Here is a 13,806-nt window from a genome sequence, read left to right as displayed (position 1 = left end):
CAGGGAACCGGCCAATGATCGGTTGCTTCGGCAAGGTGCCCGCGAGCCCGGACTTCGTCAGCCTGCAAGGTGCGGGCGACGAGGTCTGCGAGTTCGATCGCTGGCTGCAAGGTGCACTGGCCGCCCTGCAGCATCGCGAAGACTGGCGCGAGCTGTTCGACGCGCTGCCGCTGTGCTTTTTCAGCTACCGCGCACGCAGCGGCAACTGGTTGCTGGGCGGGCTGATCAGCTCGAGGGACGCGAGTGGACGGCGTTATCCGTTCTTCATTTTCCAGACCCTAAAGGCCAGCGAAGCCGAGCCTCTGGTCAACCCGTTCACCCTGGGCGAACTGTTCAGCGGGCAGATCCGGCCGCTGCTGCACCTGGCCGTCCAGGGTGAAAGCACTGCGGTGCTGTTCGAGCGCATCAAGGCCCTGCGCCCGTTGCAAGGCCAGGACTTCGAGTTGTTCCGACGTGTACATGACAAGTTCCTGGTGAACTTCAACCTGCGCGATATCAGTACCGCGCTCGCAGGCGCCTACCCGGAGTTCGTCACCAACGCCGTGCTGACCCGACTGCAGGCCCTGAAAATGCACCTCGACCTGACAAGCCCGATCGGCATCACCCTGCCCTTGCCGGCGGAAAGGGGCCTGAAGAACCCGACCGCCGATCTGTGGGTCACCTGGCTGACGAAAATGACTGCGCAGCGTGAGGTGCCGCAGATCAGCCTGCTGGCGGACGACTTCATGCGTCCCCGGCTGATCTGTTTTGCCACACGCAATACCAGCGATGCCTACCGCCTGCTGACCGGCATCAATGAGCGCTCACAGAGCTATGACGTGCTGGCGTCTTTCGATGCCTTTGACGAGCACCACCGAAAACACGCCTTTCCCGAAATCGACCGCCCGCTGGGTGACGTTATCGACCGTTTTGTCGATGCCCTGGATTCGAAGCCTGTATGAACAAGATCAAGTATTACTTCTTGCGCTATCAACCCTACATCCTGGGGGTGTGCTTTTTCCTCACGATCTTCGTGGTGTGGGGGATCGGGCGTGCATTTGATTTCAGTTCGCTCAACAGCCTGCTGACCGGCATCGGGGTGTTCCTCGGCCTGTCCGCCGGTTATGTGCTGCTGCTTGACCGCGGCGTGTCCCGGCATCACAACCTCGAAGGACTGCTGCGCGAGGATGCCGACCAGGCCGTGTTGAACGCGAGCCCGGCGGATCGCGAGGAAGTCAGCCTGCTGCGCGAGCGGCTGTTGCAGAGTATCGAGCGCTTGCACAACAACAAGCCACGGGGCAGCAATCCCAAGGATGCGCTGTACGCCCTGCCCTGGTATCTGGTGGTCGGCCAGCCGGCGGCAGGCAAGAGCACCATGCTCTACCAGTCGGGTCTGAACTTCCCCTACGCCGAGCGCGAAGGCGTGCGGGTCGCAGGCCTGGGTGGCACGCGCAATTGCGACTGGTTCTTCAGCTCCGAAGCAGTCCTGCTGGACACCGCCGGGCGCTACATGAACAACCAGGAAGAGGCCGGCAAATGGCGCGCGTTCCTCCAGTTGCTGCGCCAGCATCGCCAGCGCCGGCCGCTCAATGGCCTGATCGTCACCGTCAGCATCCACGACATCCTGCAAGCCTCGCTCGAAGATCAGGAGCGCATCGCCAAGCGCCTGCGCGAACGCATCCAGGAAACCCATGCCTTGCTGGAAGTGCGCCTGCCGGTCTACCTGGTATTCACCAAGTGCGACCTGGTGCCCGGTTTCGCGCCCTTCTACCGCCAACTCGATGAAGTCGCACGCGGCGAAGTCATGGGCAAGACCTTCTCCCACAAAGGTTATGAGCAGGCCGACTGGGGGCAGCGCTTCGGCGTCGCGATGGACGCGCTGGTCAGCTATTGGCAACAAGTGGCGAGCCAGCAACTGGTCACCCAGGACATCCAGATCACCCGCCAGGATTCTGCGGTTTACCGCTTCCCGCTGGAACTGGCGGCCCTCAAACCCCGGCTGCAATTGTTCGTCGATGCCCTGTTGCGCGCCAACCCTTATCAAAGTGCCGAACTGCTGCGCGGCTTCTATTTCACCAGTGCGCTGGACGCAGAGCAGCCGGACCTGGGTGGTCACGCAAGGCAGGTGACAGAGCGCTTTGCCCTGGAAGGTGAGCGGGAGAACGCCAACGATCAGGCGCAACCGCGCCCGTTGTTCATCAACAGTCTGTTCCGCAAAGTCATCATTCCCGACCAGCACCTGGTGGCGCTGTACACCACCAATCAGCGCGAACGTCGGCGCAGGGCGGCCTGGCTCGGTGGCGCCGGACTGGTCGCGGTGCTGCTGTGCAGCCTGTTGGGCTGGTCGTATCTGAACAACAGGAACACCTTGCAGAGCCTCTCGGCGGAACTGACCCAGGCAGCTGCCGACGACCGTTCCACTACCGGGCAATACACCACCTGGCAAACCCTGGACCGCCTGCGCTTCTGGACCGCGCATTACTACGCGCAACACCACGACGAAGGTGTGCCGCTGCGCATGCGCCTGGGACTCTATCAAGGACACAAGGTAGAACCACTGGTGCGCAGCCGCTACTTCAACCGCCTGGAAAGCGTGATGCTCAAACCCACGGCTGACAACCTGACCCGCTCGTTGTACTTGCTGACCACCCTCAAGGTGTATCAGCGCAATGCCAAAGCGTTGATGCCGGTGACCGGCGTGGACAGCGTCGAACCCAAGGCGCTGCCCAATGACAACCGGGCGCAATCCATTGCGCAGTTCGGCAAGGCGACGCTAGACACCTACGTCATGTTGTCCCGTGCCCAGCGGGAAAAGGCCGACCCCGCGTTCCTGAAAGCGAAAATCCCGGATTACTGGTACCCGGCGATTGCCCGTCAGGTCGGCAACGCCAGTGTCGCCGCCAAGGACTATGAATTTGCCAGCCGCCAGATCCATTTCTACAGCGACCAGATCCACGAGCCGGACGTGCCGCGGATCCTCGACAACGCATTCCTGATCTCCAGCTCGCGCAACTACATCAACAGCCTGCTGACCCAGTCGTTGCGCTCGATCGAAACCATCACGCTGGAGTCGGACACCTTGTTCGCTTTCGCCCGTGCGGACTTCCAGAGCCTGAAGACTGAAGGCCAAAGCCAGCTCAGTGCGATCGCCAGCAAGCTGCTCAATACCCCCAACATCGGCAAGATCATCATCGCCGGGCACGCTGACCAACTCGGCGACCCCCAGGGCAACCTGCAGGTTTCGAAACAGCGGGCGCAAACCATCAAGACCTACCTGGTGGGCAAAGGCGTCCCCGGCGAGTTGGTAGAAGCCGTCGGCGAAGGCAGCAACAAGCCCTTGGTCAAGTGCGATATGCAGCAGCCAAGAGCCCAGTTGATCCACTGCCTTGAGCCTAACCGGCGGGTAGAAATCGAAGTGCGGGCACTCAACTGAGCGTGCGCACCTTGTGAAGAAATACCGGCATCCGGGTCATCTCGACGAGTGGCCCGGGCTGGCATAAGACACCTCTGTTGATCGTTTCAAAGAGGTTAAAACGAAGGGCCGTAACCTGCTTGCAGGTGACATCCCTTTAAATGAAGGTAAGGAGAAAATAGAAATGGCATTTGACGCATACATCCAGATCGACGGCATTCCTGGTGAAGTTCTGGACGACAAACACAAGGATTGGATCGAAGTGCTGGGCTACGAGTACGGCGCAACCCAGGCGACTTCCGCGACGGCCAGCTCTTCGGGCGGCGCTTCGTCGGAGCGTGTTGCGTTGAGCGACTTCAGCATCCGCAAAGCCGTGGACAAGGCTTCTGCCAAGCTGTTTGAAGCCTGCTGCAAAGGCACTCACATCGCCAAGATCCAGCTGAACGTGAACCGCGCCGGTGGCGACAAGGTCACCTACCTGACCATCAACCTGGAAGAAGTCGTAGTGTCGTCCGTGAAAGCGGTCGCTGGCGGCAGCCAGAACGGCGAGGACAAATCGGTTGGCGATCTGCCGATCGAGGAAATCAGCTTCAACTTCGCCCGCATCAAGACCACCTACACCCAGCAGAGCCGTGCAGATGGCCAGGGTGGCGGTAACGTTACCGGTGGCTGGGACCGCACTGCGAACAAGGTTTTCGCATAAAACCGTAGTAATGACGGGCCGCGCACGCGGCTCGTTTTCGACACCGTGCCTGCCAGGCGGGCGCGGTGTTCTTTATTCTGATCAGAGTTTCCCATGTCTGAATTTCTCAACGACCTTTCGCTGGCCGAACTGACCGCGCCCATCAATGAGGGGAGCGGCGAAGACCTGAGCTTTTCCACCTTGTTCGATCAGGTGAAAGAAGCACGGCGAGCAGACCCCGATTACCTGACCCAGGGTGACTGGCAAAACGATCTGAAGTCATCCGACTGGGATCTGACCCTCACCCTGGCTGCCCAGGGCCTGGCTCGACAGAGCAAGGACCTGATGCTCGTCGCCTGGCTCAGCGAAGCCCTGGCGCACAAGTACCATTTCACCGGTATCACCTTTGGCCTGACCCTGGCCGAACGCATACTGGACAATTTCTGGGCCGGCCTTTTCCCTTCCCTCGAGGATGGGGTCGATGAACGCGCTGCCCGCCTGGCGTGGATGAAAACGACCCTGGCGGAGGTGGTGGGTGGATTGCCCATCACCCAGGGCCAGCAGTACGGCCTGCTGCGTTATGACGAATCCCGGCACGTCGAAAACCTGGCGTTGCAAAACCCCCAGGCCATGCGTGCCGCCCTCGACGAAGGCAAGATCAATGCCGAGGTGTTTCAGCGTTCGGTGGTGCTGACCGACTCTGATCACCTGCGCCTCAAGGCCGGCGAAATAGCCGCCAGCCTCAATGCGTGCCAGCAGTTGCAGAACACCGCTGACAGGCTGTTCGGCCCTGACGCGCCCAGCTTTGCCGGACTCAATGACATGTTGTCCCGCGCAGGACAACTGGCCGAAAAACTGCTCAAGGATCGGGGTATCGAACTGCACCCCGCCCCTGCCGCTGCCTCCCTGGATGAACCTGAAAGCGCTGGCGCACAACCCACAGGTGCTGCAATGAACCAGATCCCCCAAGACCTTTCAGCCGCGCCGCTGCGCACCACGCCGCAGTCGCGCGATGAAGCGTTCACCCTGCTGGCGGGTATTGCGCAGTTCTTCAAACAGACCGAGCCCCAAAGCCCCGTGCCCTACCTGATCGAACGCGCCATCAAGTGGGGCAACATGCCGCTCGAGGGTTGGCTGAACGATGTGATCAAAGACAGCAATGTGGTGGACAATATCCGCGACGTACTGGGGACCAGGGACGCGAAGTCCTGAGCGGCCGCCGGCGCGCATTGATCGCCATGGCCCGCGACGGTGGGCACCTGCTAATGTGTCATCCGAGGCCATCACAACGTCGGGTTGTGGTGGCCTTTTTTCTGCTGCGTGTAAGATAACTTTTACAACGGCTTCCTCAAATCCCGGTTTAATGCTAAATAGTGCTCAGTATTTTTAACACCCGACACTGTCATGTCACACAGTGCAACGAGAATAACGATATGAAAGTCCTTTTCGAGAAACGTGAAGCGCCAGCACCCCTCCACCTGCACCCGGCGGTGACAGCATGATCGAAGTTACCGAAGTTTCCATTGCCCAACTGCGTGCCGCTCTCGAGTCCGGGCAGACCACCTCGGTTGAACTGGTCCAGGCCTATCTGGCCCGGATCGATGCCTATGACGGCGCCGATACGTCCACCGCTCTCAACGCCGTGGTAGTGCGCAATCCCGAGGCGCTGAAGGAAGCGCAGGCCTCTGACGCCCGTCGGGCCAAGGGCGAGACGCTCGGGCCCCTCGATGGCATTCCGTACACGGCCAAGGACAGCTACCTGGTCAAGGGCCTGACCGCCGCTTCGGGCAGCCCGGCTTTCAAGGACCTGATCGCCTATCGCGACGCCTTCACCATCGAGCGCCTGCGCGGTGCCGGGGCGATCTGCCTGGGCAAGACCAATATGCCACCGATGGCCAATGGCGGTATGCAGCGCGGAGTCTACGGCCGCGCCGAGAGCCCGTACAACGCTGATTATCTCACCGCGCCTTTCGCCTCGGGTTCGTCGAACGGTGCGGGAACGGCCACCGCTGCCAGCTTCGCCGCCTTCGGCCTGGCCGAAGAAACCTGGTCCAGTGGTCGTGGCCCTGCCTCCAACAATGGCCTGTGCGCTTATACCCCTTCGCGCGGGGTGATCTCGGTGCGCGGCAACTGGCCGTTGACGCCGACCATGGACGTGGTCGTGCCCTTTGCCCGGACCATGGCGGACCTGCTCGAAGTGCTCGACGTGGTGGTGGCGGACGATCCGGACACCCGCGGCGATCTGTGGCGCCTGCAGCCCTGGGTGCCGATCCCGAGCTCTTCCTCGGTGCGCCCCGCTTCTTACACCGCGCTGGCAGCGAACAGCGAGGCACTGGCCGGCAAGCGCTTTGGTGTCCCGCGCATGTACATCAATGCCGACCCTGAGGCCGGCACCTGCGAAGCACCGGGCATCGGCGGCCCCACCGGCCAGCGCATCCATACCCGGCCTTCGGTGATCGGGCTCTGGGAGCAGGCGCGCAAGGCACTCGAAGCCGCGGGCGCCGAGGTGCTGGAAGTCGACTTCCCGCTGGTGTCCAATTGCGAGGGTGACCGCCCTGGCGCACCGACCGTGTTCAATCGCGGCCTGGTGTCCAAGGAGTTCCTGCACCATGAGCTATGGGACCTGACGGCCTGGGCGTTCGATGATTTCCTGCAGGCCAACGGCGATCCAAAACTCAACCGTCTGGTCGACGTCGACGGTCCGCAGATTTTCCCTCACGACCCGGGCACCCTGCCCAACCGTGAAGGCGACCTGGCCGCCGGCATGGACGAATACGTGCGCATGGCCGAGCGCGGCATTACGCCCTGGGATCAGATCAGCACGGTGCCGGACGGACTGCGCGGGCTCGAACAGACCCGTCGCATCGATCTGGAAGAATGGATGGACCGACTGGGGCTCGATGCAGTGATCTTCCCGACCGTGGCCGATGTTGGCCCGGCGAATGCCGATGTCGATCCCAAATCCGCGGACATCGCCTGGAGCAACGGTGTGTGGGTCGCCAACGGCAACCTGGCCATCCGTCATCTGGGTGTTCCCACGGTGACCGTGCCAATGGGCGTCATGCCGGATATCGGCATGCCTGTGGGGCTGACCTTTGCGGGTCGCGCTTATGACGATTCGTCGTTGCTGCACCTGGCTTCGGCGTTCGAGTCGACCGGGAGCAAACGGCTGATCCCGCCGCGTACCCCGCCCCTTCAAGTCTAAACATACAAGCGAGCCTGTTCGCGAAAACCCGAAGACGCCGCGGGCATTCAGGATGCCCGCGTTATCGTTCACGTCCATCGCGAGCAGGCTCGCTCCTACAAGGATTTGTGGTTTTGCGCAGATGTTGTGTCCGCAGCAAATCCATGTGGGAGCGGAGTTTCAGGGATCGACCTGGGCCATCAGTTCCGGGATCGATTCCGGCCGTTTTGCGTAGCGTTGCGCCAGCACCGCGCAGACCATCAGTTGGATCTGGTGGAACAGCATCAGCGGCAGGATCAGCACACCAATGGTGCTGCCGGCAAACAATACCTGCGCCATGGGCACACCGGTCGCCAGGCTCTTCTTCGAACCGCAGAAGAGAATGGTGATGCGGTCTTCCTGATTGAAGCCAAAGGCTTTGCCCAATCCGGCGGATGCCAGCAGCACCAGCCCCAGGACCACGCAACAAACCACCACCAGCCCCACCAGGTCCAGCAGCGGAATCTGCTGCCAAAGTCCCTCGATCACCGCCTCGCTGAAGGCGCCGTAGACCACCAGCAGAATCGAACCCTGATCGACGAACTTCAGCCAGTTCTTGTTGCGCGCAACCCAGTTGCCGATCCAACGCCGCGCGATCTGCCCGGCAATGAATGGCAGCAGCAATTGCACGCTGATCTTGAGGATCGCATCCAGGGTCGATCCGCCCTCACCGTGCACATCCAGCAGCAAGGTCACCAGTAACGGCGTGAGAAAGATCCCGAACAAACTGGACGCCGCCGCGCTGCAAATCGCCGCGGGGATGTTGCCACGCGCCAACGAGGTAAAGGCAATCGCCGACTGCACCGTGGCCGGCAGCGCGCAGAGGTACAGCATGCCCATGTACAAATCGTCGCCGATCAGTGGCGACAGCAACGGCTTGAGCGCCAGGCCAAGCAGCGGGAACAGCACAAAGGTCAGGCTGAACACCAGCAAATGCAGGCGCCAGTGCCCGGCACCGGCGATGATCGACTCGCGGGAAAGTTTGGCGCCGTGCAGGAAAAACAGCAGGGCGATGGCGCTGTTGGTCAGCCAGCCAAAGCCGACCGCGACCTGGCCGCTGGCGGGCAGCAGGCTGGCGAGCAGCACCACGCCGAGCAGGGTCAGGGTGAAGTTGTCAGGTAACAAGCGAGGGCGGGTCATGGGTTTGATCATCCGGGGTTGCCAGTACGTGAAAGCGACTCTAACGTGACAGGGAATTACCGACTAACGCCGAAGAGCCAGCAGATGCCGCCTAAAGGACATGACAAGAGTATCCGGCGCAGTATTCCCGGGCTGGCAAGCCTGCCACGCCCCTTGTACGGTCGCACTGAATCGCTGCCCAATCGCGCCCTGACCCGGCGTCACAGCCATCCATGGGTGCAGTTGTCCTATGCGATCCAGGGTGTGCTGGAAATCCAGACCGGCGTCGGGCGCTTTGTCGCACCACCGGCTCGGGCGGTGTGGATTCCGGCGGGCATGCCGCACCGGGTATTCAGCTCGCCGCGCACGGAGATGCGCAGCCTGTACATCGATTGCAGTGTCACGGCGTGGGCGGCGCCGCGCTGTCATGTGCTAGGGGTCAGCGACCTGCTGCGCGAGTTGATCCGGGCGTTCAGCCAGATCCCGGTGGAGTACGATCAAAGCGGCCCCCACGGGCGCCTGGCGCAGGTGATCCTGGATCAGTTGGCCGAGGCGCCGCAATTCGATTTGATGCTGCCCCTGCCCCAGGACAGTCGATTGAAACAGATCTATCAGAGCCTGGACCTGCATCCGGAACAGTCGACCACGCTCGGCCACTGGAGCGAGCAATTGGGCGTGACTGAAAAAACTCTCAGCCGACTGTTCCTGCGGGATACCGGACTGACATTCCGAGCGTGGCGCCAGCGCTTGCGCCTGTTGGGCGCGTTGACTCCGCTGGAGCAAGGACAACGGGTCACGGATGTGGCGTTGGCCTGTGGCTATGATTCAACTTCGGCGTTTATCGCGGCGTTCCGCCAGCAATTCGGCGAAACGCCGGGTGAGTTTTTTCGCTGAGCGCCCTGCACCCTACCTGTTTGTTGCCTGTCAGTACGCCATCGCAGGCAAGCTCGCTCCCACAAAGCGCGGCGTCGTCCACAGCATTGGTGCACAACGACATTCAACTGTGGGAGCGGGCTTGCTCGCGAAGAGGCCGCTACAGCCAGCATTGATGTTGACTGACACAGCGCCGCCCGCTCCCACAGTTGATCTGTCTCAAACGCGAAATCTGTCTACACCCTTGCACCCGGACAAAATGAGCAATGCTTTTTTCAGTCCCGACTGACCGACTAAATTCCAGGCAAAAAAAATCCCGGGCAGCTGATGGACGCCCGGGATTTAAAAATGCATAAACCGTGGTGGTGAACGCGGCGCGAATATTACGGAACATTTCACACTGTAACAAGATATTTTTATTCACCATCTAGGTACTAATTCGTCCAACACCTTAAATATGCACAACTTTTCAAGAATAACCCTACATGAACCAGCGATACTCCCGCGCACTGATGTCGTTCATGAAGGCCAGATGATCCTGGCGCTTGTTTTCGCAATAGACGTCCACGAACTCCGCGCCCAAGCCTTTGCGCAGCTGCGCATTGCCTTGCATGGCCTGCACGGCCTCCAACATCTCCAGAGGGAAGTCGATACCACTGCCCCGGTCTTCATTGAGGGGGACAATCGGTTCACGGCCGCTCTCCAGACCTTGCTCCAGCCCCACCAGAATGGCTGCCAGCACTAAATACGGGTTGGCATCGGCACCGGCCAGGCGATGCTCGACGCGCAGGTTTTTCAGGTCCGACTCCGGCACCCGCAAGCACGCATCGCGGTCTTCAAAGCCCCAACTGGCGCGGGACGCGGTGTTCACCGTACCGCTCAAGCGACGCAGTGCGTTATGGTTCGGCGCAAAAATCGGCATGCAATGCGGCAACACATCCAGGCAGCCGGCCACGGCGTGACGCAACGCTTGCTGGTCATTTGCCGCCAGCAGGTTGTTGCCCGCCCCGTCGTACAGGCTCACATGCACATGCATGCCGCTGCCGGGATGTTGCAGGTACGGCTTGGCCATGAAACTGGCGCGGTAGTGGTGCTTGAGGGCAACGCCGCGGGTACTGCGGCAAAACAGGGCCGCCCAGTCTGCGGCGCGCAAGCCGTCGTCGAGATGGCCGAAATTGATTTCGAACTGGCCCGGACCGAGTTCGGCGGTGATCACCGTGGCATCGACGCCCTGGGCCCGCGCGGTCTCGACCATTTCATCGAGCACCGGGGCAAATCGCGTCAGGCGTTCGATGTGCATGTTCGGCTGATCATCGGCGTCCCCGGTCAGCTCATCCCGGGGGAACTGCGGCAAGCCATCCTTCAACCGGCTATCGAACAGATAAAACTCCAGTTCGAACGCCACCACCGGGAAAATGCCTTTGCCACGCAGACGCGCCAGCACCTGGGCGAGGACTTCACGGGGTTCGAATTCAATCGGTTTTTCGGTGCCGTCGGAGGTGATCAGCATTTGCCCCAGGGGTTGTTTTTCCCAGCCCACGAGCTTGAGCGTGCCGGGCACCAGGCGCCGGCGTGCATCCGGATCGCCGTCGTTGAAACAGTAATCACCGATCTTGAACAGGCCGCCCTGGGTGCCCAGCAATACGCAGTTCTGCGGCAACTTGAGGGCGCTGCCGGCAGCGACTTTTTCGAGCATTTCGATCGGGTAGCGCTTGCCGTAGAAATGCCCCGGAATGTCCAGGGCAATCAGATCGACATAACGCACGTCCGGGTGGCGGTGACGGAAGTTACGAACCTCGGCCAGCAGATCAGAGCACACAGCATCCATCTTTTTTATTCCTGGTTGTTTTCAGGTGTAAACCCAAAGCACGCGGGTCAGTTGGTCGCAAAGATTGCCGTAGCGACAGTGCGCATGACTGGCCAGCTGGAAGCTGTCGCCTGCGTGCAAGGTCACCGGTTCGTTGCCGTCGAGCCACAGGGTCAATTGCCCTTCCAGCACATAGCCACCCTGCTCGGAGCTGTCCTTCATGTGCCTGTCACCGCTGCTGGCTCCAGGCTCCAGCTGGCTTTCGAGCATGGAAAAAGACGCGCGCATCTTCGGCGAAACCATGATGTCGGTGATGCCGTCGGCGTAGTACAGCGTGCGACGCTCGTCGGGGCGCGTAACCCAGGACAGGGCCATGGGTTTGGGCAGGCTGTAGAAATAAGTGGTCGGTACGCCTAGGGTTTCGCTGATGGCGGTCAAGTCCGCCACCGTGGGACGGGACAGTCCGCGCTCGACCTGAGAGAGAAAACCGACGGAGCGACCGATTTTGTCCGCCAGCTCCTTCAAGGTGTACTTCTTGTGCTTGCGCAGGTCCTGGATCAGGATCGCCAGCGCGGAGATTTCTTCTTGCATGTCCATCAACTGTCCCTCAAATGCTGTCACGCAGCCGGTACCAGGCCTTGCCGATGGCTTCCAGCGGAGCGGCCAGGTATTTGCCGCCGGGAAAACGGCCATTGCTCAATCCCTGATACAGGCCAAGCTCATCCGGCTGGCCCAGTATCGCGTCGGACACCGCCCGCGCGGCGGCCAATGTCGGTAATACGCCATGCCCGGAATAACCCTGCATCCAGTAAAGCTCGCCGCGTCGACCAATATCCGGTGTGCGCTTGAGGGTCAGGTCGATGTGCCCGCCCCAGGCGAATTCCAGTTTCACGCCGGCGAGCTGTGGGAACACCCTTTGCAGGAATGGCCGGGTCGCCGCCGCGATGTTTTTGGGCATCCCGCCCAGGTAGGTGCAACCACCGCCGAAGAGCAAGCGGTTGTCCGGTGTGCGACGGAAATAATCGAGGACAAACTGGTTGTCCGTGACGCACACGTTATTCGGTAGCAGCGTCATGGCCTGGTCTTTTGTCAGCGGCGCGGTGGCGACCTGGTAGGTGCCGACCGGCAGCACACAGCTGGCCAGTTGCGGATCGAGCCGGTCGAGGTAGGCGTTGCAGGCCAGCACCAAGACATCGGCGCGGACCAGACCGCGCGGCGTCGACACGACAAACCGGTCGCCCTCTTCGCGGTAGTCCAGCGCCTTGCTTTGCTCGTGGATACGGCCACCGGCGCGCTCAATCGCATTCGCCAGGCCGAGGGCCAGTTTCAACGGGTTCAGGTGCCCGCCTTCGGGGTCGAACAGGCCCGCCTGATAGCGCTCACTGGCAACCCAATGGGGCAATTGGTGGCGTGGAATGAATTGCAGGCCATCGTGGCCCCACTTGTGGCTCGCCTCGTGTTGCCAGTCCGTCAGCAGGCCCACCCGGCGCGGCATGACCGACGTCCAGAGGTGACCGGGGCGATAGTCGCAATCGAAATCTTCGCGTCCGGGCAGGTCCCGCAATTCCCGCGCCGCCCAACGCATGCCGTCCCACAAGCGCCGCGCCCGCTCATGACCCAGCGCGGCTTCCAGCGGTGGCATGTCGCACGACCAACCGAGAATTGCTTGTCCGCCATTGCGGCCCGACGCGGCCCACGCCACCCGGCTGGCTTCCAGCACAGTCACGCGCTTGCCGGCCAGCGCCAGGCGCAAGGCCGTATGCAAGCCGCTGAAACCGGCGCCGATGATCAGCACTTCGGTGTCGTGCTCGCCCTCCAGCGCTGCTCGATGCACCAGGCGATCGGCACAGGTGTGAGCGTAATAGCTGGCGACATGCTGGGTGGATTGCTGAAACATAAGGGGTCGTGAATTTTTCTACTTATAATTTCATGAAAAAATACACGGTAAATTTCACACAAGCAATGTTTCCAGGCGCAAAAAAAATCCCGCCCAAGTTGGCTTGGGCGGGATTTCTTTAGTTGAACCGCGTTAGCGGATCACTGCCACTGGCGGCTCAGGCCACAGGAATCATTGGATCGGCCGATGCCAGCGCAGTGGCACGGTCGGCTGCAGGCGGGTAGATCCATAGGGTGTTGATCTGGGTTTTCAGCGCCTTGGCCTCCTCCTTGATGAGCTTGACCTGACGGTCCCAGCCTTCGGTGTACACCGCGCCCCAGGCACCCAGGTCCAGACAGGTCACGTACTTTGGCTGGCTGTACGGCGTCGGGGCCACGCCGAGGATGTGTGCGGCCACGTTGTTACCGGCATGCCGACCCAGCGAAATGGCGTGCTGGCAGGTCATCAGGGCGAAGTTGCCGAACGAAATAACCCTGCTGGATATCGTCAAAGCCATCGACGGCCGCAAGTCCATTTTTGAATGCCGGGAGGTTCGCGGCCGTTGCGCGCTATTTGACGGTTCGCCACCGGAATGGGCGTTGGACGGCCCTTGTGCGATCAATGGCGCAATGATGGTGGCGAAGAAGCGCATGGAAGAAGCTCTCGCCCAGCAAACCATCCTCGACATTGCCAGAAAGGTCGGGCGCAAGGCCCCGCCGGAGTTCGGCGAGCGAGTGGAAAACTGGATGAATGATCGTCGAGACAGGAAAAGCGCCAGCCAAAGCGCCAGCCAAGGCGCCCCGCTGATCCCGTTGACCGATATTGGCGAGTGATA

At 61.2% G+C, this 13,806-nt stretch carries 10 protein-coding genes and 2 pseudogenes; 7 read left to right on the top strand and 5 right to left on the bottom strand.

The features are described from left to right. Positions 1-14 precede the first annotated feature (14 nt). The 5 genes from tagF (at position 15) to KW839_RS06635 (ending at position 7,278) form a co-directional block, all read left to right on the top strand. On the top strand, positions 15-941 hold the full coding sequence (tagF, locus tag KW839_RS06655; RefSeq protein WP_218423779.1) for a type VI secretion system-associated protein TagF: 927 nt from the start codon (positions 15-17) through the stop codon (positions 939-941). Continuing rightward, on the top strand, positions 938-3,412 hold the full coding sequence (tssM, locus tag KW839_RS06650; protein WP_218423778.1) for a type VI secretion system membrane subunit TssM: 2,475 nt from the start codon (positions 938-940) through the stop codon (positions 3,410-3,412). Before tagF ends, tssM begins: the two co-directional genes overlap by 4 nt. 163 nt (positions 3,413-3,575) lie before the next feature. Next, entirely contained in the window at positions 3,576-4,094 is a 519-nt protein-coding gene (locus KW839_RS06645; protein ID WP_034150979.1) for a type VI secretion system tube protein Hcp, read from the top strand. Positions 4,095-4,187: 93 nt separating this feature from the next. Beyond that, positions 4,188-5,285: a type VI secretion system protein TssA gene (tssA, locus tag KW839_RS06640; RefSeq protein ID WP_218423777.1), complete on the top strand. Its 1,098-nt coding sequence runs from the start codon at positions 4,188-4,190 to the stop codon at positions 5,283-5,285. Between the two features lie 286 nt (positions 5,286-5,571). After that, the gene (locus KW839_RS06635) at positions 5,572-7,278 is read left to right on the top strand and encodes an amidase (RefSeq protein WP_060541761.1); all 1,707 of its coding nucleotides are present in this window, start codon (positions 5,572-5,574) and stop codon (positions 7,276-7,278) included. Positions 7,279-7,437: 159 nt separating this feature from the next. Here the strand turns inward: KW839_RS06635 and KW839_RS06630 are convergent, their stop codons facing one another. Next, complete coding sequence (locus tag KW839_RS06630; RefSeq protein ID WP_218423776.1) at positions 7,438-8,436, bottom strand: bile acid:sodium symporter family protein; 999 nt, start codon at positions 8,434-8,436, stop codon at positions 7,438-7,440. A gap of 84 nt (positions 8,437-8,520) precedes the next feature. Here KW839_RS06630 and KW839_RS06625 point away from each other — a divergent pair, with 84 nt between their 5' ends. Continuing rightward, entirely contained in the window at positions 8,521-9,309 is a 789-nt protein-coding gene (locus KW839_RS06625) for a helix-turn-helix domain-containing protein (protein ID WP_060541762.1), read from the top strand. A 460-nt stretch (positions 9,310-9,769) separates the two neighbouring features. Here KW839_RS06625 and KW839_RS06620 read toward each other — a convergent pair whose 3' ends face one another. The 4 genes and pseudogenes from KW839_RS06620 to KW839_RS06605 all read right to left on the bottom strand — a co-directional run. Beyond that, positions 9,770-11,116 carry a glutamine synthetase family protein gene (locus KW839_RS06620; protein WP_218423775.1) on the bottom strand — a complete coding sequence of 449 codons (1,347 nt, stop codon included), beginning with the start codon at positions 11,114-11,116 and terminating at the stop codon, positions 9,770-9,772. A gap of 21 nt (positions 11,117-11,137) precedes the next feature. Then, on the bottom strand, positions 11,138-11,692 hold the full coding sequence (locus tag KW839_RS06615; RefSeq protein WP_060541764.1) for a helix-turn-helix domain-containing protein: 555 nt from the start codon (positions 11,690-11,692) through the stop codon (positions 11,138-11,140). Positions 11,693-11,702: 10 nt separating this feature from the next. Further along, on the bottom strand, positions 11,703-12,992 hold the full coding sequence (locus tag KW839_RS06610) for an FAD-binding oxidoreductase (RefSeq protein ID WP_218423774.1): 1,290 nt from the start codon (positions 12,990-12,992) through the stop codon (positions 11,703-11,705). A gap of 157 nt (positions 12,993-13,149) precedes the next feature. After that, positions 13,150-13,452 (bottom strand): annotated as a pseudogene (locus tag KW839_RS06605) (NAD(P)/FAD-dependent oxidoreductase); the annotation flags it as partial. On the opposite strand from KW839_RS06605, the pseudogene KW839_RS06600 reads away from it, so the two are divergent. Beyond that, positions 13,442-13,804: pseudogene (locus KW839_RS06600) on the top strand (Rrf2 family transcriptional regulator); the annotation flags it as partial. The pseudogenes KW839_RS06605 and KW839_RS06600 sit on opposite strands and share 11 nt — an antisense overlap. Positions 13,805-13,806 lie beyond the last annotated feature (2 nt).

The sequence above is a fragment of the Pseudomonas sp. PDM31 genome, assembly GCF_019218965.1.
Lineage (GTDB): Bacteria > Pseudomonadota > Gammaproteobacteria > Pseudomonadales > Pseudomonadaceae > Aquipseudomonas.
This window is presented reverse-complemented; position numbering and strand designations above follow the sequence as displayed.